Source organism: Synechococcus sp. W60.3 (genome assembly GCF_047502615.1).
In the GTDB taxonomy this organism is placed as follows: Bacteria; Cyanobacteriota; Cyanobacteriia; order Thermostichales; family Thermostichaceae; genus Thermostichus.
On record NZ_JANSHJ010000018.1, the window covers coordinates 32,757 to 54,224 of the forward strand.

At 60.7% G+C, this 21,468-nt stretch carries 15 protein-coding genes, 2 tRNA genes and 1 pseudogene; 7 read left to right on the plus strand and 11 right to left on the minus strand.

The window, feature by feature from the left end:
* Positions 1 to 8: 8 nt before the first annotated feature.
* Both NW846_RS07870 and NW846_RS07875 read right to left on the minus strand, forming a co-directional pair.
* On the minus strand, positions 9 to 3,041 hold the full coding sequence (locus NW846_RS07870; RefSeq protein ID WP_240527771.1) for a PAS domain S-box protein: 3,033 nt from the start codon (positions 3,039 to 3,041) through the stop codon (positions 9 to 11).
* Positions 3,042 to 3,236: 195 nt separating this feature from the next.
* Complete coding sequence (locus NW846_RS07875) at positions 3,237 to 4,235, minus strand: ribose-phosphate pyrophosphokinase (RefSeq protein ID WP_099884625.1); 999 nt, start codon at positions 4,233 to 4,235, stop codon at positions 3,237 to 3,239.
* A gap of 132 nt (positions 4,236 to 4,367) precedes the next feature.
* On the opposite strand from NW846_RS07875, the gene NW846_RS07880 reads away from it, so the two are divergent.
* The 5 genes from NW846_RS07880 to NW846_RS07900 all read left to right on the plus strand — a co-directional run bounded on the left by NW846_RS07880 (position 4,368) and on the right by NW846_RS07900 (position 9,762).
* Positions 4,368 to 4,700 (plus strand): NINE protein, encoded by a 333-nt coding sequence (locus tag NW846_RS07880; RefSeq protein ID WP_240531036.1) that lies wholly within the window; start codon positions 4,368 to 4,370, stop codon positions 4,698 to 4,700.
* Between the two features lie 14 nt (positions 4,701 to 4,714).
* Positions 4,715 to 6,133: a hypothetical protein gene (locus NW846_RS07885; protein WP_414346056.1), complete on the plus strand. Its 1,419-nt coding sequence runs from the start codon at positions 4,715 to 4,717 to the stop codon at positions 6,131 to 6,133.
* 100 nt (positions 6,134 to 6,233) lie between these two features.
* Positions 6,234 to 7,553, plus strand: coding sequence for a rod shape-determining protein RodA (rodA, locus tag NW846_RS07890; RefSeq protein ID WP_414346054.1), 1,320 nt, complete (start codon positions 6,234 to 6,236; stop codon positions 7,551 to 7,553).
* 349 nt (positions 7,554 to 7,902) lie between these two features.
* Positions 7,903 to 9,129 (plus strand): cysteine desulfurase family protein, encoded by a 1,227-nt coding sequence (locus tag NW846_RS07895; protein WP_011431661.1) that lies wholly within the window; start codon positions 7,903 to 7,905, stop codon positions 9,127 to 9,129.
* Positions 9,130 to 9,162: 33 nt separating this feature from the next.
* A complete protein-coding gene (locus NW846_RS07900; protein WP_099813293.1) occupies positions 9,163 to 9,762 on the plus strand; it encodes a CPP1-like family protein in 600 nt (199 codons plus the stop codon).
* A 162-nt stretch (positions 9,763 to 9,924) separates the two neighbouring features.
* Here NW846_RS07900 and NW846_RS07905 read toward each other — a convergent pair whose 3' ends face one another.
* From NW846_RS07905 to lysA, 3 genes are all read right to left on the minus strand, one after another.
* Positions 9,925 to 10,671 (minus strand): isoprenyl transferase, encoded by a 747-nt coding sequence (locus NW846_RS07905; protein WP_011431663.1) that lies wholly within the window; start codon positions 10,669 to 10,671, stop codon positions 9,925 to 9,927.
* A 5-nt stretch (positions 10,672 to 10,676) separates the two neighbouring features.
* Positions 10,677 to 11,600, minus strand: a complete 924-nt coding sequence (cdaA, locus tag NW846_RS07910; RefSeq protein WP_011431664.1) for a diadenylate cyclase CdaA — start codon at positions 11,598 to 11,600, stop codon at positions 10,677 to 10,679.
* A 235-nt stretch (positions 11,601 to 11,835) separates the two neighbouring features.
* Positions 11,836 to 13,212 carry a diaminopimelate decarboxylase gene (lysA, locus tag NW846_RS07915; RefSeq protein WP_011431665.1) on the minus strand — a complete coding sequence of 459 codons (1,377 nt, stop codon included), beginning with the start codon at positions 13,210 to 13,212 and terminating at the stop codon, positions 11,836 to 11,838.
* 218 nt (positions 13,213 to 13,430) lie between these two features.
* On the opposite strand from lysA, the gene NW846_RS07920 reads away from it, so the two are divergent.
* Positions 13,431 to 13,516 (plus strand) — tRNA-Tyr (locus tag NW846_RS07920).
* Positions 13,517 to 13,520: 4 nt separating this feature from the next.
* Positions 13,521 to 13,592: transfer RNA gene (locus NW846_RS07925), tRNA-Thr, on the plus strand.
* Here the strand turns inward: NW846_RS07925 and miaB are convergent.
* From miaB to NW846_RS07955, 6 genes and pseudogenes are all read right to left on the minus strand, one after another.
* Positions 13,592 to 14,953: a tRNA (N6-isopentenyl adenosine(37)-C2)-methylthiotransferase MiaB gene (gene miaB / locus NW846_RS07930; protein WP_011431666.1), complete on the minus strand. Its 1,362-nt coding sequence runs from the start codon at positions 14,951 to 14,953 to the stop codon at positions 13,592 to 13,594. The genes NW846_RS07925 and miaB overlap by 1 nt on opposite strands.
* Before the next feature lie 182 nt (positions 14,954 to 15,135).
* Positions 15,136 to 16,485 carry an adenylosuccinate synthase gene (locus tag NW846_RS07935; protein WP_011431667.1) on the minus strand — a complete coding sequence of 450 codons (1,350 nt, stop codon included), beginning with the start codon at positions 16,483 to 16,485 and terminating at the stop codon, positions 15,136 to 15,138.
* Positions 16,486 to 16,642: 157 nt separating this feature from the next.
* Complete coding sequence (locus NW846_RS07940) at positions 16,643 to 18,163, minus strand: S41 family peptidase (protein ID WP_414346051.1); 1,521 nt, start codon at positions 18,161 to 18,163, stop codon at positions 16,643 to 16,645.
* Between the two features lie 179 nt (positions 18,164 to 18,342).
* The gene (locus tag NW846_RS07945; RefSeq protein ID WP_414346050.1) at positions 18,343 to 18,930 is read right to left on the minus strand and encodes a Uma2 family endonuclease; all 588 of its coding nucleotides are present in this window, start codon (positions 18,928 to 18,930) and stop codon (positions 18,343 to 18,345) included.
* Positions 18,931 to 19,033: 103 nt separating this feature from the next.
* Positions 19,034 to 20,164 carry an SH3 domain-containing protein gene (locus NW846_RS07950; RefSeq protein ID WP_414515708.1) on the minus strand — a complete coding sequence of 377 codons (1,131 nt, stop codon included), beginning with the start codon at positions 20,162 to 20,164 and terminating at the stop codon, positions 19,034 to 19,036.
* Positions 20,165 to 20,270: 106 nt separating this feature from the next.
* Positions 20,271 to 21,468: pseudogene (locus NW846_RS07955) on the minus strand (chromosome segregation protein SMC); the annotation flags it as partial.

The following is a 21,468-nucleotide window of genomic DNA, read 5'->3' on the forward strand; positions in this document are numbered from 1 at the left end:
AACTTTCTTCAAGGCTGGCTCCTCGGAAAGGTAATGATGAAAGTGGTACCCGACTTGTTTCTCAATTCTATCTTGCCCTGGAGCTGATCGGTGAGAGTTGCAACCAGTTGTAAACCCAAAGATTGAGTTTCCTTGAAATCGAAGTTGCTGGGCAGGCCAATGCCGTTGTCAGAGACGCGCAACTGAGTATAAGTACGGGTTTGCTTAAAGTGGACGTCGATCTGGCCGCTGCGGCCTTTGGGAAAGGCGTATTTGAGGCTGTTGGTGACCAGCTCGTTGATGATCAGGCCACACAAAACTGCCTCATCGAGGTTGAGGCGGATCCCTTCGGCGCGGATGCTGGCGCGAATGATCTCGGGGTTCACGCCGTAGGAGTGGAAAAGATTAGAAATTAAATTGTGGAGGTACTGCCTCAAATCCACAGCAGCCAGGTTGTTGGACTGGTACAGGCCCTCGTGGATCAAAGACATCGCCTGAATGCGGCTGCCGGCGTCCTTAAAAACGCGGGCATACTTGTGGCTTTTGATTTGATCCGCCTGGAGCCGCAGCAGGCTGGAGATGATCTGCAGGTTATTTTTGACGCGGTGGTGGATCTCCCGCAGCAGAATCTCTTTTTCCTGCAGGGCCGCCTGAATCTGCAGCTCCGCCCGTTTTTCTTCGGTAATGTCTTCAGAGATGCCGATGATGAAGAGGTTTTTGCCTTCGGGATCCCGCACTGCTGAGACTGCCAGGCGACACCAAACCACCTTGCCGCTGCGGTGGATATAGCGTTTTTCCAGGTGGTAGCGATCCCGTTGGCCGTTCAAAACTTCCTGGAAGAGTCGCCAATCTTCCTCGAGGTCGTCCGGGTGGGTGAGGTCGCAGAAGCTCTTGTTGACCAATTCGGCGCCGCTGTAGCCAAGGATCTCTTCCAGGGCGGGGTTCACCTTGAGGTAACGGCCCTGCCTATCGACGATGGAAATGCCCAGGGCCGACTGCTCAAAGATGCCCCGCAAACTCAGCTCGCTTTGGCGAAGGGCTGCCTCGGCTTGCTTGCGCTCGGTAATGTCCAAAATTTGGCTGAGAAAGTAGCTGGGATCCCCTTGGGCGGTGCGCACCAGGGTGATGCGGAGAAGGGCATAGACAATTTGCCCGTTCTTGTGAATGTAGCGTTGCTCCTGTTCGCAGTGGTGCACCTCGCCGGCCAGCAGGCGGTTGGTGCTCTCCAAGGTGACGGCGATGTCGTCGGGATGGGTGATGTCGAGGACGGTTTTCCCCTCGAGATCTTCTAGGGTGTAGCCCAGGGTTTCGGTAAAGGCGGCGTTGATTTGAAAATAGGTGCCATCCAGGTGGGTCATGGCCTTGGCGATGGGGGACCACTCAAAGGATTGGCGGAAGCGTTCTTCGCTTTCTTTGAGGGCCACTTCTGCCTCGACGCGGGCGCTGATGTCGATCACCTGGTTGAGAAACTGGGTGGGCTGGCCGGCTCCATCGGTAAGCAGGGCGGCCTGGAACAGCACATGGACAACTTGGCCGGAACGGTGGATGTAGCGAATCTGCCGCTGGCTGATGGAGACTTTGCGTGTCAAGAGAGCCTCGTTAGCCGCCAGCAGTTGGTTGACATCGTCGGGGTGGAGGATGTCCAGTTGTTGCCGACGCTGCAACTCTTCGGGGGTGTAGCCGACGATCTGGGCAAAGGCCTCGTTGACCTGGATAAATCGCCCCTGCAGATCCACCAGAGCAATGCCGTTGGGAGCCAGCTCAAAGATCTGCCGGAAATGATTGGCGCTCTGTTGCCAGGCTTGCTCTATACGACGACGTTCGGCTTCCAGTTGCTTGGACTCGGTGATGTCTTCGGCGATCCCTGCCACCCGGTAGACCTTGCCCTCTTTGTCGAGGATGGGAAAGGTGCGTTCTCGCAGCCAGAGGAGGCGGCCATCGGGGCGGCAGAGGCGAAAAACCACATCGGTGGGTTGGCCCTGAAGTTGGGCTTGAAAAATGGCGGGGAACAGCCAGCGATCGTCAGGGTGAATGCGGCGCATCCAGGCCTGGGGATTGGCGTAGGCCTCTGCAGGGGAAAGGCCCCAAATGGCTTCACAGGCGGGGCTGACGTAAATCAGCTCTTTGCCGCAGAGCGTTGAAATCCAAAACAGTTGCTGGCTGTTCTCAGCCAGTTGCAAAAAACGATGTTCGCTCTCTCTGCGGGCTTCTTCCAGTTGCTGTTGCCGTTCTTTAAGCTGGCGGGAGGCTGTAATATCGGTAACAAACCCTTCAAAATAGAGGGGCTCCCCCTGCTCGTTGTACAGGGCGCGGGCGTTTAAAGAAATCCAGATTTTTTTGCCGTCCTTGCGGCAGACCTGCTGCTCCGCGTGCACGACCTGGCCTTCCTTCAGCATGCGCTGTACGAACTCAGATCGCTGCTCTGGATCGCCGTAGATCTGAGTGCCGATATCGGAGACGTGGCGCATCAAATCTTCCGGGGATTCGTAGCCGAAAATATGGGCCAGAGCCGGGTTGGCCACCAGATATTTCCCTTCTGGAGTGGTTTGAAAAATCCCTTCGACGGCGTTCTCGAAGATCGGCTGGTAGCGGGCGGCGGTGCTGCGGCTGTGCTGCAGTTGCGTCTGGAGCTGCTCGAGGGCTTGTCGCTGCTCCTGGGCCTGGAGCAGGATGTGTCGCAGGCTAAGGGCGATGAGGTCGATCTGTCCCCGTTCGGGGAGGCTCAGTTGGCGGGGGCGCTCCCCCAGCAGGTAAAGTGTTGCCAGCCGCCTCCCTCCCTCATCCAGCAGGGGAAAGGCTTCCTGAAAGGGCCAAGATCCGCCGATGGGGTTGGGCGGCTCGTTGCCGGGGATCTGCTGGGGGTTGGGGTAGAGGATCCCTTTTGCAGGCGAGTCGGAATGGGATCCCGGCTGGACCAGTTCTAGATAGACCCAGGGTACGTTCAGCAGTTGCCCCAGCAATTGCAACAGCGGGTACAGCGCCGCAGCGGACTCTGTCTTCAGTTCAGTTGGAAGGGACAGCTCTTCCCTGGCGGCGGCCTGCCCGGCAACACAACCGTTCACAACGGATCTTGGTGACCTAGAAATGGGAGGCGACATGGGAAAAACTCGGCTGGGAAGCTAGCTCTACCCAGTCCATCAGGATAGATGGGGGGTACCTGTTGAGTTGGTCTTCACAGGGCAAAAAGCAAGGGATCCCCTCCAGGTACGCCCGTTCTGCACCCCCTATCTATACTTTAGCGATGCTCTGGAGAAACTTTAGTGAAACATGCTGCTGACGGAGCTGTCTTCGTGAATGCGCCAGATCGCTTCTCCCAGCACGCTCGCCACCGAGAGGACGGTTAAGCCTGGAAAATGCCGCTCTGGAGGGATGGGGATGGTGTTGGTGACGATCACCTCTTCAAACAGCCCGCCCTGCAGGCGTTCGATGGCGGGATCGGAAAAGACCGGGTGAATGGCGCAAGCGTAAACCGCCTTGGCTCCCGACTTGCGCAGCAACTTTGCCCCTTCGGAAATGGTGCCCGCCGTATCGATCATGTCATCCACAAGGATGGCGATTTTACCGCGCACATCGCCAATGAGGTTCATGACTTCCACGTCGTTGTGGGCCTGGCGGCGCTTGTCGATAATCGCCAGCGGGGCTTCCTTGAGTTTTTTGGCAAAGGCGCGAGCCCGCGCTACTCCCCCTACATCGGGAGAGACGACCACAATATCCTCGTCGAGCAGGCCTTTTTCTTTGAGGTAGGCCTGCAGAACCGGCTGGGCATAGACGTGGTCGAGGGGGATGTCGAAGTAGCCCTGGATCTGGGCCGAGTGGAGATCCATGGCCAGCACCCGGTGGGCTCCCGCCTGGGTGATCATGTTGGCCACCAGCTTGGCGGTGATGGCTTCCCGTCCGGCGGTTTTGCGGTCGGCGCGGGCGTAGCCGTAGTAGGGCAAGACGGCGGTGATCTGGCGGGCCGAGGCGCGGCGGCAGGCGTCGATGATCACCAACAGCTCCATCAGGTGATCGTTGACCGGGCGGCAGGTGGGCTGCACCAAGTAGACATCGGCACCCCGGATCGACTCCTGGATTTGGATGTACAGTTCCCCATCGGCAAAGCGCTTGCGCAGTATCGGGCCCAGATCCAAGCCCAAATATCGAGCTACCTCCTGGGCCAGGGCGGGATTGGCACTGCCGGAAAATATCTTAAGCCGGTTGCTCTCAGAAACAGGCGGCAGGGGGGAGGGGCGAAGAAAAGGGGCAGAGCGAACCACAGATCGGTATTGAACTCGTCCGTAGCTAGCGCCCAAAGGCACGCTCCGTTATCGTAGCATTAGCTTTTCCCACCTCAGCAACTGGGTTTTCAGAGTTTTATTTCTTCATACTAATCCCCAGGGAATGCAGCGATGGGCTCCCAAGATACCGTTTCGGGATCCCGGCAGCAGGTCTTGCGGGGGTTGCAAGCCTGGCTGGAGCTGGGTTTGCTGACGCCAGAGCAATTTCGCCATCTGGTGGAGCAGTATCGGCTGGAGCGCCAAGCGGAGGAGGAAGAGCGGAAGGCAGCAGCAGTCTCTCCCGGCAACGGGATCCCGGCCAGCCTGGGCTCGGCCTACGTGCTCTGGATCTTGGGTTTGTTCGGCCTTTGCGGCCTGCACCGTTTTTACCTGCGCCGCTGGCGCACAGGGCTGCTCTGGCTGCTGACTTTTGGGCTGTTGGGGATCGGTCAGCTCTTGACTTGATTTGGATCCCGCAGATGGTGCGGGAAAGAAACGCTCGCTTGGCCGGCTCTGGGGTTGTCGCGCCGGGAGAAGAGCCCCAACCTGTTCGCGCTGGCGGGACGGAGTCCTTGACCGGCGATCCCTCCTCTCCCCCGGAGATGGCTGTATTGTTGCGCAACTTGCTGTCTGAGCTGAGCGTGGCTTGGCTGCTGCTTTTGGGCCTGTTTTTGGTGGTGGTGTCTTCGGGGGTGCTGGCGGCCAGCCTCTGGGAAGAGTTTTCCCCGACAGCTCAGTACGGGGTGCTCTTGGCCTATACGGCGGCGTTTGGGGTGGGGGCGGGGCGGCAGGAAGGGCTGCGTCTGACAGGCCAAACCCTGGAGGCTATTGCCCTGCTGCTGCTGCCGATCAACATGTGGGCGCTGGACGGGCTGGGGATCCCGTGGGGGATCCGGGTTGTTGCCTTGGGGTTACTCATAGGGATCCCCTTGGCGGTTTGGCGACGGGCTCGCTTGCTGGGGGTGGGTTCCGCTTTCTACGAGACATTGGCCCATTTTTTGGCTCTCTCCAGCCTGCACCTCTTCTGGAGCCTGGGGCCGTCGGAGTTTCGTCCTACTGTTGTTCTCGGGATCCTCTATCTGGGGGTTGTCGGCGCGGTGGCCTACACCTGGAGCCGCCGCTTGCTGCAATGGCGGGGAGCGAGGCTGTGGCCAATCGGGGCGGCTGGATCCCTGTTGATCTGGCGGGGGTTGCTCTCGGGGCAGGTGCAGGTGTCGCAGTTGGGGTTGGGCGGATCCCTCTTGCTTTTGAGCTTTCCCCATCCGGCAATTCGCTTTTGGCATTTGCTGTTGAGTACTGGCATCCTGGCCTGGTGGCTACAGCAGAAGTCCGGGGTTGGCAATGGGTGGGTGTTCCTGACCCATGCCTACTGGCTGGGGGCGCTTCTGGCCGGGATCCTCTGGCTTGGGCCTGACTCAAGCCTGTCTGCTTGGGGGGGTATCCTGCTGCTGCTGGGCTTGCTGCAATGGGCGGGACGGGTGGCGCTGGGCGGGCGGTTGTCGGCACCGGCAGGACAGAGATTGCGGCTGTGGCAGCAGAGTGCCGTTCGCGGTAGCGGGACGGAGTCCTTTGGCATGGGGCTGGTGCTGCTGGGATCCAGCTACCTCGTGTTTTTGGCGCAGGGCGCGGAGTCCATTGGCTGGCTGTGGCTGGCGGTGCCCTTGGTTTTGAACCCACGGGCAACTGTGGGCAGGGTTTTGGCTGGTGGGGCTGGGCTTGGCTTTGGGAGTACTGGGTCTGGCGCTGCGGGTGCGGGCCTACCTGTGGGCGGGCACCCTAGGCTTTGGCCTGGGCGTCTTGCGGCAGGGATGGCTGTTGATAACGACTTACCCGCTGCTGCTGTGGGGCATGGGCATCCTGCTGGGCCTGCTTCTGATTTGGACGGCAGCCAATTTTGAGCGGCGCCGAGAACAGGTGGGATCCCGGCCCTCTGCCTGGATAGAGCAACTGCAGAGCTGGGAATAGAGATAAACTGGTGCCGGCGTCGCTCCATCAGATATGGCCCTCTTCCTGCACAGCGCCGATCCAAAAGTGCCCCCCCAGTCAAGGTGGAAACGGCTCCTGCAGCAGATCTTGTCGCTTTGGCGGGAGTTCGACGGCATCTTGCTGGCCACGGTGCTGGCCTTGACGGGCATCGGCATTGTTGCCATCCGCAGCGCTGTCTGGGAGCGCCCCATCAGCCACTACTGGCTGCAGCAGTTGATCATGGCCGGGATCAGCCTGGTGTTTTTGGCGATGGTGGCGCGGATCCCCTATGAGCGGCTGCTGCGCTGGCACTGGTTTACCTATGGCCTGACCTTGGCGGGCTTGGTTGCAGTGCTCTTTTTCGGCACGGCAGGAGGGGGGGCGGAGCGGTGGATCTCCATTGCCGGCGTCCAGGTGCAGCCTTCCGAGTTTGCCAAGTTGGGGGTCATTATTACCCTGGCGGCCATTTTGCACCACTGGCCGATCAAATACTTCAGCCAAATTTGGGTGGCCGTTGCTGTCATCGCCCCTCCTTGGGTTTTGATCTTCCTACAGCCCAACTTGGGCACGGCCCTGGTGTTTGTGGCCATCTTGCTGGCCATGCTCTACTGGGCCGGGGCCAAGGGCAGTTGGATCCTTTTGCTGCTGTCGCCGGGGGTGGGGGCCATCCTCTACGGCCTGCACACCCGCCCCGAGCTGAGCTGGATGCTCTGGGTCTGGCTGATCTGGTGCTTGGGCATGGCGAGCCTGGCGGCTTGGCGGCTGCCTTGGCGGTGGACAGGAGCGATGACCTTTGGAGTGCTCAACCTGCTCTCCGGGCATCTGGGCCAGGTGGCCTGGCACATCCTCAAGCCCTACCAGCGGCGGCGGCTGGAGATCTTCATCGATCCCATGCAAGAGCCCTGGGGATCTGGCTACCACCTGATTCAGTCCCGCATCGCCATCGGGGCCGGCGGGCTCTGGGGCCGTGGCATCCAGCAGGGCACCCAAACCCAACTGGACTTCATCCCCGAGCAGCACACCGACTTCATTTTCTCGGCCATTGGGGAAGAGATGGGCTTTGTCGGCACCCTGACGGTGCTGATTCTGTTTTGGATTCTCTGTGCACGGCTCATCTGGATTGCCCAGGGGGCCAAGGACAATTTTGGCTCCCTAATTGCCATCGGGGTGCTGGCGATGATCCTCTTTCAGGCAGTTGTCAATATCGGCATGACCATCGGCCTGGCCCCCATCACCGGCCTGCCCCTGCCTTTTTTGAGCTATGGCCGCTCGGCTCTGCTGACCAACTTTCTGGCCATTGGCCTGGTGGAATCGGTGGTCATGCACCGCCAACGCACCACCTTATTCAGGTAATTTCAAGAGTTTTCTTCTCCCTCCTTTTCTGGCGACGCTGGCTCAGGTCGGTAGCCATGCCGCTCCGCAGCGCTCTCCTATCCGCGCGCAACGCTGCTGACGAGCCAGGGATCGACCCCTGCTTCTACTCCCTCCTAGTCTTTTCGTCCTCTCTCCTGGAGGGCCCTGGCGCGGTTGAGATCTCGATGCACCTACCCCACTTGCCTATGCGGTGGGGTAGTCAGACGCTGCCCAAAACCCCCTCCCGCCTAAAGAGCTGGCACGACTGCAACGCCTGCGGCAAGGGGTGTAAATTGCCAACGCGCCAGCACTAAGATGGGGACATCGAGTCCTGGGTTGTCAAGCTCCCATGTCGCCTCTCGATCCCGCGCTTTACTTTGACCACAGCGCCACCACTCCGCCTCGGCCGGAGGTGATCGAGGCCATGCGGCTGGCGATGCAGGAAAGTTGGGGCAACCCCTCCAGCTTGCACGCTTGGGGCGAACGGGCGGCCATGGCCATGGAACGGGCGCGGCAGCAGGTGGCCGAGCTGCTCAACTGTGAGCCGGAGACGCTGCTGTTTACCTCCGGCGGGACGGAGTCCAACAACCTGGCCCTGTTTGGGGTGGCGCAGCGCTACTCCACTCCCCAGCACCTGATCATCTCCAGCGTCGAGCACGCCTCGGTGGAGAATGCCGCCCGCCGCTTGCAGGCCCAAGGCTGGAAGGTAACCCGCCTGCCGGTGAACGCCGCCGGCCAGGTGGATCCCCAAACCCTGCTCCGGGCGCTGCAGCCCACCACCGTGCTGGTCTCCATCGTCCACGGCCAGAATGAGGTGGGATCCCTGCAGCCCATTGCCGAGCTGGGCCGCCTCTGTCGCCAGGCGGGAGTTCTCTTCCACACCGACGCGGTGCAGACGGTGGGGCGGATCCCCTTGGATCTGGCGCAACTGCCGGTGGACCTGCTCTCCCTGTCTGGGCATAAGCTTTACGGGCCGCAGGGGGTGGGGGCGCTCTACGTACGCCCGGGGGTGGAGCTGCAACCGCTGCTGCGGGGGGGCGGGCAAGAACGGCGGCTGCGAGCTGGCACCCAGGGGATCCCTGCCATTGTCGGTCTAGGGGTGGCAGCGGCCTTGGCAGCCCAAGAGCTGCAGCAGGAGACGGCCCGCCTGCGGCAGTTGCAACGGCAGCTGGCCCAGTTGCTGGCCTCTGTGCCAGGTTTGCGGCTAACTGGCCCCTCGGATCTGGAGCAACGCCTGCCCCACCACCTCAGCTACTGCACTGCCGCCATGCCGGGGAATGTGCTGGTGAGGGAGATGAGCCGCCAGGGGATCGCCATCAGCGCCGGCTCTGCCTGTAGCAGCGGCCAACGGATCCCCAGCCGCATCCTTTTGGCCATGGGCTATTCCGAGGCCGAGGCCCTGGGATCCATCCGCCTCAGCCTGGGCAAGGCCACCACCCAAGCCGCAGTTGAACAGGTGGCGCAGTCGCTGCGGGCTCTTCTCCTCTCGGCTGCGGGCGCTGGATCCCTTGAGGAGAAGGCAACCCAACCCCTGCCAGCGGCTCCTGCCGCTGAATTGGCGGCTGGGCTAAGGTGATAGAGAGTTACAGGGCTGGTCGTTATGGCTGAGATGAGTCCCTATCAAGTGTTGGGAGTCAGCGAAGAAGCCTCCTTTGAGGAGATCCAATCGGCGCGGGCACGGCTCCTGGCCAGCTTGGGTGCGGATGAACAGCAGCAGGAGCGGGTGGAACAAGCCTACGACGCCATCCTGATGCAGCGCCTGCGCCTGCGCAAGGAGGGCAAGATCGCCGTCCCCGACCGCATTCGCTACGCTGAACAGCGGGCTGCCCGTCCAGAGACAGAACCGAGTTTGCCCCGTCCCGCTGCCCAAAATCCCCCCTGGATCAGCCGCTGGCTGGATAGCCCCTCTGCCCCGGATATGCTCTGGCCCGCCGTGTTGCTGGGAGGACTGGTGGGTTGGGTTGTCTTGGCTCCCGATGAGTATCCCTCCCTGCAACTGGCGCTGGGGCTGATGGCCTGTATCTATTTCCTGTACCGCAAAGAGCGCCGCTTCCTTCGCGCTTTTCTCTTGGCGCTGGCAGGACTGAGCCTGGGACTGATGTTGGCCTACGCCATTGCCCTTCCCCTCACCGGCGGCGATGCCCCCGGCGCCCTGTTGGTGGGGATCACGTTTGCGGTGATGTGGCTGGTCACCAGCTTTCTGCGCTAGCTGGGGGGCTTCAGGTACACATTCCTACAACATATGTGCTGCCTGTCCATCTAAGTCGTTCCCTAACTCCCCTCTCCCTGAGGGAGAGGGGTTGGGGGTGAGGGCAGGAGCGCTTGGGTCGGCCCCTAGTTGGATTTGACCAGGCGGGGATCCGTCAAGGTCTTATCTGCCGAAGCGCCGCTGCCGCGACTGATAGCTGAGCAGGGCTTGGTGAAAGGCGGCGCGGTCGAAATCCGGCCAGAGGATGGGGGTGAAGTACTGCTCGGTGTAGGCCATCTGCCAGAGCAGGAAGTTGCTGATGCGCATCTCGCCGCTGGTGCGGATCAACAGGTCGGGATCCGACAAGCCAGTGGTGTAGAGAAATTGGGAAAAGAGGGCCTCGTCGATCTGATCCGGTTGCAAAAGCCCCTGCTGCACCAGGGTGGCAATCGAGCGGCAAGCCTGCACGATCTCCTGTCTGCCGCCGTAGTTGAGGGCCACCGTCAGGCAAATGCCCTCGTTGTGCTGGGTGCGTTCCACCGCATGCAGGATCGTGTCCTGCAAAGATCGGGGCAGGGCCGACAACTGGCCGGCAAACTGGATGCGCACCCCCTGCTGCACCATTTCCGCCAGTTCCTGCCACAGCACCTGCTCGAACAAGGTCATGAGGAAATCCACCTCCTCGCGGGCGCGGCCCCAGTTCTCCGTGGAGAAGGCGTAGGCGGTGAGGAGGGGGATCCCCCAATCGTGACAGCAGCGGAGCAACTCCTTCAAAGCCGCTACCCCGCGCTGATGCCCGACACTGCGGGGCAAGCCTCGTTTTTGCGCCCACCGCCCGTTACCATCCATGACCACTGCCACATGGCGGGGCAATAACTGCGGATCTAGGTCGGCAGGCAACTGCAGAAGATGGACAGGAGAAAGGGTCATGCGGATCAGTCTTTAGGAAGGGTTTTCTCAGGTTTGCGAAGGAGTTTGGCTAGATCTGGCAGGGATCCCCACCAGCGCAACAGCCCATTGTGAATCCACGGGTGGGCCCACAATCCCTGCAGAGGAGCATCCCGTTTTTTGGCTTCGCGCGGATGGCGCAACCGCTGCACCAGCAGTTCGTGGAGCTTGGCACTGGTCAGAGGTCGCTCGAGGCGTCCGCCTTCTGCCAGTGAGATGGATCCCGTCTCCTCTGAGACCACAATACACAAGCAATTGGCCTGTTCTGTGATCCCCATCGCCGCCCGGTGCCTCGTGCCCAGTTGGCGAGAGGCAGTTCGCTCCGAAACCGGCAGGATCACCCCTGCCGCGCGAATCCGATCCCGATGGATAATTACAGCCCCATCGTGCAGGAGCGTCGAGGTCTGGAAGATCGTCTGTAAGAGCTCCCGGGACACCCGCGCCTGGAGAGGAACCCCTTTATCGGTGAACACCCGCGAGTCAATGGGCTGATCTGGCTCGATGACAATCAGCGCCCCTGTCCGATTTTGGGAGAGTTCTCGCACCGCCTGCACCACCTCCTCCACCAAATCCTCCTTAGGGTCATCCTCGTCATCGTCTGTGCTGTTCGGCCACTCAACGCAGATGGCCCTCGCCAGTTGCTCCAGGAGCCGCCGAAACTCCGGCTGAAAGAGTACCCCCATCGCCACAGCCGCGGCCAGGAGCAAGCGATCCAAAATCAGGTGCACCAGCGGCAGCGAGGCGGTGGCCAGATACAGGACCAGCAGCACCATAAACCCCCGCACCAGCACCCCGGCCCGGCTCTCGCGGGTGTAATAGAGGGCCAAAGCCAATAGCAAGACGGCCAGAGCCCAGTCCAACAGGCTGAGAACATTAAATTGCTGTAGCCAAGCCCATAAGGCCGCCAGCATGCCGAAAAACCCCGTTCACGCTCCCCTCGTTGCGGACCCTTTGCCTACGCCATCCTGCGCCCCAGAACCTTTTGGCTCCGGAACCCCTGTTGGACTGCGGCCCCCTGACCAGCCTACCACTCACCTCCTACCTGTCTTCCAGTCTTTCCTGCCCCAGAGCCAGCGGGGTCGCCGCTGCAGAGAAAGCCGGGCCCCGCCCTCAACGGCAACGGTTACAGGCAGCCGTCTCTGCCCTTCACCGCTGCAACCGCTCCGGTAAGATGTCCTGACGGATCAGATCTGCATAAGTTTCCCGCCGCAGGATCAACTGGGCCTTCCCTTGGTTGACCAGCACTGCCGCGGGCCGAGGGAAGCGGTTGTAATTGGAGGCCATGCTGTAGTTGTAGGCCCCGCTGGTCAACACAACTAGGACTTCGCCGGGCGCTGGGTTGGGCAAAAGCACATCTTTCAAGAGCACATCCCCCGACTCGCAGTGTTTGCCGGCCACTGTCACCCGCTGGGTGGCCTCGGCCTCAGGGCGGTTGGCCAGAAGGGCGGTGTAGCGGGCTCCGTAGGTGATAGGGCGGGGGTTATCGGACATGCCGCCGTCAATGGTGACGTAGAGACGCCCTTCGGGAAGGTCTTCGCTGGGCGGGATCCACTTCTTGCCCCCCAAAGTGTAGGCGGTTACAGCCGCTGGCCCAACCACAGACCGTCCAGGCTCGCAGAGCACCTTGGGCAGCGGGATCCCGGCGGCGGTGAAGCTCTGCTGCACTGCAGTGGCCACGGCTTCCACCCACTCCGGAATGGAGGGGGGATCGTCGGATTCGACATAGCGGATCCCTAGTCCGCCGCCCACATTCAGCTCCTGCAAGGGCAGCCCCTTCTCCAGCCCTTGGCGCCAGACCTGGGCCAGTACCCCTGCCAGATCCCGGTGGCCTTGTAGGTCGAAGATCTGGGATCCGATGTGGGCGTGGAGCCCGACGCATTGCAATTGGGGATGGGCTGCCAAAAAATCAAATACCTCCGGCAGTTGCCACTGGCCGATGCCAAATTTGCTGTCGGTTTGGCCAGTGCGGATGTACTCGTGGGTGTGGACGTCAATGCCGGGGTTGACCCGCACCAACAAGCGGGCCGGTCGTGCAGGGGTAGCCAGAGCGGCCAGTTGCTGTAGCTCGTAGAGGCTATCGGCCACCAGGGTGCAGCCCACCTCCAGGGCCATGGCCAGCTCCTCCGCCGACTTGGCGTTGCCGTGCAGGTAGAGCTCCTCACCCCTGGCTCCTGCTTGAATAGCGGTATAGAGCTCCCCGCCGGAGGCCACGTCCAGCCCCAGCCCTTCTTGTAAGGCCAAAGCGCAGATGGCCAAGCAGTTCCAGGCTTTCGTAGCATACAAGACCTGGGATCCCCCAGGGTAGCAGCGGGCCCAGGTGTCGCGGTAGAGCCGGCAGGCGTGTCGCAACGTCCACTCGTCCAGGATGTAGAGGGGAGAGCCAAACTGGCGCACCAGCTCTACCACGTCGCAGCCGCCGATTTCCAGGTGGCCCTGGCTGTTGGTGCGGCTGGTCAGGGGCAATAGCGACTGGTTGGGAGAAACTTGTTCGACGGAGGTGGAAGTGCCGAGGGTTGAAACCATAGGGACAAGTGAAGGGACTGTCCTCCACCCTATCAAGTTTTCTCTCCAGTTTGGCCAAATGCCCTCAAGCCCCTTGTTGCCAGCAGCCCCCGCAAGGTAGGGCATGATGTCTTGCCGGGAACTCCCTCCCTGTTTAGCTCCCGTCCCCAAGACAGCTCTTCTCGCCTGGATTCGATCTTGGGCAGCACTTTCTGCTAATATAGGAAGCCAGTGTCCAAGGGTCGATGCCCGAGTGGTTAAAGGGGGCGGACTGTAAATCCGCTGGCTTATGCCTACGTTGGTTCGAATCCAACTCGGCCCACCATGCCGCCCACGTAGCTCAGTGGCAGAGCACCCCCTTGGTAAGGGGGAGGTCACGAGTTCAATCCTCGTCGTGGGCTTACGTGCAGGCTCCAAGTTCCGCCGCTTGAGGTTTCTCTTCCCCTGGCTTGACGATCTCGCCGCTGAGGGAAAAGGCCCGTGTGGCAGTGATACGCACTGGCACCAGGGATCCCTGCAATTGCTCGGGATCGCCGTCGAAGAAGACGATGCGATTACCGCGGGTGCGCCCCATGGCCTGGCGGGGGTTTTTGGGATTGGGGCCTTCCACCAGCACCTCCTGCACCTGGCCCAGCAGCCGGGCGCTGCGGGCGGCAGCCACCTCCGCGACCAAGCGGTTGAGCCGTTGCAGGCGGTCGCTTTTTTCCTCTTCCGGCACCTGGTCAGGCCACTCGGCTGCCGGCGTGCCAGGGCGGGGAGAGTAGGCGGCAGTATTGAGGAAATCAAAGCCGATATCCTGAACCAGTTGCAGGGTTTCCTGAAACTGGGCTTCCGTTTCGCCGGGGAAGCCGACGATGGCATCGGCGCTGATGGTGGCCTCGGGCATGTACTGGCGGATGAGCTGGATGAGCTGGCGGTAGCGCTCCTGGGTGTAGCCCCGCCGCATCCGCTTGAGGACGGCGTCGCTGCCCGCCTGGAAGGGGATGTGGAAGTGCTCGCACACCTTGGGCAGCTCGGCACAGGTGGCGATCAGCTCTTCAGTAAAGTAGCGCGGGTGGCTGGTGGCAAAGCGAATCCGCTCGATCCCTTCCACCGAGTGGACAAAGCGCAGCAGGCTGGCCAGGTTGGTCTTGGGATCCAGATCCCGCCCGTAGGCGTCGATGTTTTGCCCTAGCAAGGTGACCTCGCGGTAGCCGGCCCGGGCCACGTCCTCAATCTCGGCGCGGATGGCCTGCGGCTGGCGCGACTGCTCCCGTCCCCGCACCAACGGCACAATGCAGTAGGTGCAGCGCTCGTTACAGCCGTAGATGACGTTGATCCAGGCTGTCACCCGGCTATCCCGGCGGGGCTTGGTGATGTCTTCCGGGATCTCGACAGGCTCGGTGGCCACCACCTGGTTGCCCGCCTCCACCTGGGCCAGCAGATCCCCAAGGCGGTTGACGTACTGGGGGCCCATGACCAGATCCAACTCGGGGACGCGGCGCAGCAACCTTTCCCCCTCCTGCTGGGCCACGCAGCCGGCCACGATGAGCTTGATGGCTGGGTTTTTCCGCTTGCGCTGCGCCTGGATGCCCAGGTAGGAATACACCTTTTGCTCAGCGTTATCGCGGATGGTGCAGGTATTGAAGAGAACTAAGTCTGCCTGCAGCTCGTCTTCGGCGGGCACATACCCCAGCGACTCGAGGATCCCGGCCATGCGCTCGCTATCGGCCCGGTTCATTTGACAGCCGAAGGTGATGGTGTAATAGGTGGGAGCAGCCATGGCAAGACCAGAAGACAGGGTCAGCAATCTCTACCTTTTTTGAGCTTAGCGGATCCTTATGGGGCGGTAGCGGCAACGTAAGGGTTGGGGGGCAGATCCCTCTCCCTTGGCTCCCTCTGCGCGGCCCAGGCTGGTTTGCTAAGCAGTGTCCCTCAGCAGAGTAGCCACTGAGCTAGGGCGCGTCAGTCGGGCATGAGGGCGTGAACTTGCTTGCGGCCGTTGGGGTAGAGCAAGGCGCGCTTGGGGCCGTGGATGGGATCCTCCACGATAATGGTTTGGTCGCGGCTGGCTCCCAGGGAGACGATGGCAATCGGCACCTGCATCAACTGGGCCAAAAACTTCAGGTAGTCGTAGGCTTCGGGAGGCAAGTCCTCAAGGGAGCGGCAGTCTTTGGTGGAGCACTTCCAGCCGGGCAGGGTTTCATAAATGGGCTTGCACTGGGCAAAGACGCGGGCATCGCTGGGAAAGTGACGGATCTCGCGCCCCTGGTACTCATAGGCCACGCACACCTTGATCTCGTCTAGGCCGTCCAGCACATCCAACTTGGTGATGGCCAAGCAATCCAGGCCGTTGATCCGCACGGCGTAGCGCCCGATTACGCCGTCGAACCAGCCGCAGCGCCGCTGCCGCCCGGTGGTGGTGCCAAATTCGGCTCCCGCCGCCCCCAGGTAAGCGCCAATCTCGTCCTTGAGCTCGGTGGGGAAGGGGCCTTCGCCGACGCGGGTGGTGTAGGCCTTGGCTACCCCAATCACCCGGTCAATGCTGGTGGGGCCGATCCCGGCCCCCACGCAGGCGCCGCCGGCGATGGGATGGGAGGAAGTGACGTAAGGGTAGGTGCCGTAGTCGAGATCCAACAGCGTGCCCTGGGCCCCCTCAAAGAGGATGTTCTGCCGCTCCTCGATGGCCTGGGTGAGGAGTAGGGCAGCGTCGGTGACGTAGGGGCGCAGCCGCTCCGCGTAGGCCAGGTATTGCTCGATGATCGGCTCGGGATCCAGAGGGGGTAGGTTGTAGATTTTTTCCAGCAAAACGTTCTTGTAGGGAATGGCCCAACTGAGGCGCTCCCGCAGTTGGTCGGGGTACATCAAGTCCACGACGCGGATGCCCATGCGCTCGGCCTTGTCGGCGTAGGTAGGGCCAATGCCTCGCCCGGTGGTGCCCAGCCGGTAGATGCCGCGTCGCTCTTCCTCGGCCACGTCGATGACGCGGTGGTAGGGCAAGGTTACGTGGGCTGTCTCGGCGATGTAGAGGTTGTGGGTGGAGATCCCCAGTTGGTGCAGTTGGTCGATCTCGGCCAGCAACACCTCAGGGTCGATCACCGTGCCGCTGGCGATGATGCAGCGCTTGTCGGGGTAGAGGATGCCGGAGGGGATCAGGTGCAGCTTAAAGATTTGGCCCCCCACCACCACGGTATGTCCTGCGTTAACCCCGCCTTGGTAGCGGACGACCACATGCGCCTTTTCACTGAGGAGGTCGGTGATCTTACCTTTTCCTTCGTCGCCCCACTGGGCACCGACAACCACAACGTTTGCCAAGGGCTTCTCCTACAGTCTCTGAACGGCACAAAAAATCCCCTTTGCGGGGTCGCTGCACTAATTTACCGCATTGCTCCAGGCAGTGTTGAGGGCTTCGGACAAAAACGTTAACAATCGATTAATTTCGACCCCTCGCTAGGGCAGCAGCCCGCTCCCTTTAGCTCCCCGGCTTGAACAGGCCAATGGCGGTGACCTGGTTGGATCCCGCCGCAAAGGCAAAGGACAGGCCAAGGGCGTCGTAGTTGACATAGTAGCGATCGTCGCGCAGATATTCTCGGCTCCCCTTGGGGTAGGGCACCACCTCGTTGTAGCCGTTCTCGCCAGGCCCGCCGTAAATGGCGATCACTTCCGAGTAGGTGGAGCCGATACGGATCCCTTCGCCAGTCATGGCTTCGGGTTGGGTGGTGTAGATGCGGTCGGCAAAAAAGCTATTGAGAACGCCCGGACGGCGGTAGGCAAAGAGGATGTAGTCCTGCAAGTAGAAGATCTTCAGGTCGCTGTTGGGCTGAAATACATTTGCCCGCGATTCGGCCGGGATCAAATCCACGTTGCCCAAGAGGTGGGTATCGACGTTGCGGGTATCCATGCCCAGGACAAAGCGACCAACACGGCCCTCTTGCACCAGGACGGTGGGGCGGGGGGGAGGGCTGGGGCGGCGGGGCAGGGCCAGCGCTTCTAGGGCGGCCTTTAGCCAGGCGTTCTCATCCCCCTCCACCTTTTGCAGGGGCACCAAACCCTGGGCTAGGGAGCGTCCATCGCCTGTCTTCCAGGTGGCCACGGCCAGTTCCACCGCCGCGCCAGAAGGAAGGGCAAAGAAGCGGGTCTGGCGTTCGCTGCCTTGAGTGGGTTGCCCTACTATAACGGTGCTGCCGCTGGCTCCCAACTGGGCCGCCAGGAGGGTGGCCCCCTGGCGGGTGTTGCTGTCGACAAGGACGACCAAGGGGATCCCAGCAGCCAGTGGCAGGTTTTCGCTGTTCCAGGGGGTAGGCTGGCCAAAGCGGTCTTCGGTAACCAGCAGCGGTTGCACGGAGCGAGGCAAAAATAGGCGCGCCACATCCGCTATCACTTGCGGGTCATAGCCCACCGACCCGCGCAGGTCGAGGACAATGCCTTGGCTGTAATCCTGAGTGTAGAGGGCTTGGCGGATCTGCTGGGCAGTGGCAGGGGTGAGCTCCGGCACTGCCAGGTAAACCTGGCGCGGCCCAATCTGACGCGCCTGCAGGGGTGGACGAGGGCGGTTGAGCAAGTCCCTGAAGCTTTGGGGATCCCAGAAGCGATCGGCGGGATCCCCGTATTCGCGCAGAACCTCTCGAATCAGCTCGTACTCGACTTCGATGGGCGGACGGGGATCGCTGTAGGTGCGGGCCAACAGGCGGGTGTAGAGGTCGTTGTAGTTAACCGCAGCGGCTTGCTTGCCCGCCTGCCAAGACTCGTTGATGAACAACTCCACCAGATAGCGCAAATCCTGGCCCATTGCTGGCAAAGGAGGAGCTGCCGGGATGCCCAGATCGGGCGACGCACCCTGGAAGGGAGAAATCGGATTCGCAATCGGATCCTCAACTGAGGGCATGACCGGCACAGGGGGCAAGGCCGCTTGCCCCATCACTCTGCCAGAAAGGACTCCGCTGAGCGCCCCGACTGTGCCCCACACCTGAACTGCCCGCGCAAATCCCTTCATGGTGGCCTGCCCTTGTTTGCAGATGCTGTGAATAGGATAAACTCTGGGCAATCTCCTCTACCACTGTCGGCAGGGCCAAATACTTGTTTTTTAAATCATGAGACACTACTGGTTGTCTTGCCCTCTTGCCTCTGTCTGGGCGTTTCCCGGTTCGGATCCCGAAGCAGCGCGGGTGTGCCCTAGCTCTCGGCAGACCAGATTGTGCGGATAGGCAGGGTGAAGCCGGGCAGCACGTCTTCTCCCGACAAGGTTTCTGGGTCTTCCAACAGTTCCGGCGCCTGTCCTGCTCGGTAGATCATCACCCGCTTGGCCTTGGCATCCAAAAGCCACCCCAAGCGGCAGCCGTTGTCCAAGTACTCCTGCATCTTGGCCTGGGCTTGAACCCAAGAATCGGTGGGCGAGAGGATCTCCACCACAAAGTCAGGACACAGGGGCAAGAATCCCCGGCGGGTCTGGGGATCCAGAGCCTCCCACTTTTCCAGCGGGATCCAGGCCAGGTCAGGAGAGCGGTCGCTGCCTGAAGGCAGAGAAAACCCCGTGGAAGAATCAAAGGCTTTGCCTCGACCTGATTGGCGGTTCCAGACATAGACTGCCCCCGCAATTTCAAAGTTGAGGTTGCCAATTTCACCTCCGGTTGGAGACATAATCACCAGCTCTCCCTGGGCGGTGCGCTCCAGCTTTAGCTCAGGATTGGCCGCACACAGCCGGACAAAATCCTCTCGCGTCAGAGTCATCAAAGGGCTAAGATTGAGCGTCAAGGCCGTCATGGCAGGAACTGGAGCATGCAAAACCGGATTGCTAGAATGACCCCACTGCTGAAGTGCGACAGGAAGAAATTGCGATCCCTGGTCTTAGTTTAAGAGTCTCAATCTAGTTTACTTTTGATTCAATGTTTTCCAGGGCTTGAGGATGGATCCCTGCTGCGATGGCTTGCTGCAATACGTGACGACGCACCTCTTCAGTGTGCCTGTCAAGCACCATTTTCAGAGCATAAAACCGGTTGATGGCAAGCTCGTTGAAATGGGCCAGCGCCGCTGCGGCAAAGGATCCCTCTGCACCCCGATAGAGGTATCGCACCAAGGTATCGGCGGCTTCTATGGCCAGTTCCCCTTCCAGAGAATGCAGAGCTTCTAGATTCTTTTCCACTTCTGCCAGGGAGTTGCCACAGGATACCCGTGTCAGACCCATCGATACCCAGCCCACCAATGGCTGCCGAATCTTGAGCCAGCCGTTGAGTACTTCCATGACCCGCACTTCGGTTCCATTGGGCAGTTGACTGATAACATTGCCTGCGGCTACAGCGGGTGTCGACCGTACATTAGTCGGCGGATTGGGATCCTCTATCTGAGTAATGCAGGGCAGGGGGACATCTGTGTACAAGGTGTCGTCGATCTCAACCTCCTTGCCGGCACTGCGAAGTGTATCAATTAGCCGACTGACAACATCTTTGGGCACATCTAGCACTGTCGAGAGCCAACTTGGATTAATGCTTAGCCCTGGCTCCCAGCCCGCCTGAGCCACCACTACCCACTGACCACTGTGTTTTTTAAGCAAATAGCAGCCATCAATTACCGGAAGGTCGCCAACTCCGGCAGAGACTTCAACCAGAGCATAGTTTTCGGCAATGGCGATTGCTCCGGTTTCCAGAGGATGAACCGGCACACCGGGAGATCGAGCTGCTGCTTGTCGGAGATACTCGTTGATCAATGGGTCGGTGAGCACAGCTTGCCTTATGGCAGTGCGATCACCAGAGCTGCCGGGGTTCGGCAAGGTTTGCGCGACCCAAGTTCTCGCTGTGGCAGCTGGCAAAGCCGACAAAACTTGAAGGGAAGCTGTAGGAGCTTCTGCCTTGGATCCACCCTTGTCCAGGAATTGCGCTGTTGGAGAAAAGACATTGCCGCCCAAAAGTAGTAGCGTTGGTGCTATCGACAATGCTGATGGGATTTTCCTCAAGCTCAATATCGATCGGCAGCTTTGGGATAGAAGAGCTTGCATTTTCATCAACATCTGCTGAAATGGTTTGCCCTGCGGAGTTTTTGGAATCTACGCTCTTCTCTAGATAGCAAGCGAGATGGGATCCCGCCGCGATTGCCGCCTGCTGGGTGCTTTAGCCGACGTGAGCGGTGGGGTTGACTAGGCCGATCACTTGAGTGTAGGCGCCGCGAGCTTGGGTCACTCCAATGGTGCGCTCCGCTTTTTCAAGCATGGGACGGCGCAGGCTGACCACCAAGAATTGCGCCTGGCGGGATTGCTGCCAGATCATGTCGGCCAATTTTTCTACATTGGCCCCATCCAAAAACATGTCCACCTCGTCAAAGGCATAAAAGCTAGAGGGGCGATAGCGCTGCAACGCAAAAATAAAGCTGAGGGCCGTCAAGGATTTTTCTCCGCCCGACATGGCGCTGAGACGACGCACTGGCTTGCCTTTGGGGCGGGCCACCAGGGTCAAACCCCCGGCCAACGGATCCTCTGGGTTCTCCAATTCTAAATAGCCCTCTCCCTCGGAAAGCTGGGCAAAGATGGTCTGGAAATGGCCGTTGATGGCATGGAAGGCATCCAAAAACGCTTGGCGGCGCAGGGTGGAAAAGTTCTCGATGCGCAGCAACAATTCGGTGCGCTCTTGGTGCAGGGTTTCCAGTTTGGCGCTGAGATCCCGCAGGCGAGCTTGGGTCTGTTCGTATTCGGCAATGGCCAGCATGTTTACCGGCTCCAGGGATCGCAATTGCTCTTCGATTTTGCGTTTTTGCCGCTGCAGCTCGTCTAAGGTCAGGGTGGCGGGCAAGTCGGGCAGCGGATCCGGCAGCTCTTGAACCACCGCTTGCAGTTGGGTTTGCAGTTGGGCCAGCAGAGCCTCTTTTTCCTGTTGTTGGGTGAGGGCGTTGTAGCGTTCCCACTCCAGGCGTTGGATTTGCTGTTGTTGGGCCCGCAATTGGAATTCTTGCCGATCCCGCTCTTGGCGCAGGTGGGAAAGTCGGGCCTCGATCTGGCTCATCTGTTGCCGTTGCTCGGCAAGGTGTTGCTGGATTTGGCCAAGGGTGGCTTGGGCTTGGACGATTTGCTCCTGCAGATAGGCTTGGCGCTGTTTGCTCTCCTGCAGGCGCTCCTGGTGGTGCTGGATTTGGGCCTGTTTCAGGTGTTGTTGGCCGGAGTTCTCCTGCTGTTGCCGCTCCAGTTGGGTCAGTTGCTGCTGCAGCTCTGCCAAGCGACTTTCTTGCTGCTGCACCGCCTGCTGCAGTTGCTGCCAATGCTGGTTCACCGGGGATCCCTCCAGTTGGCTGAGCTCGAGGGCGAGATTGGCTAGGCGC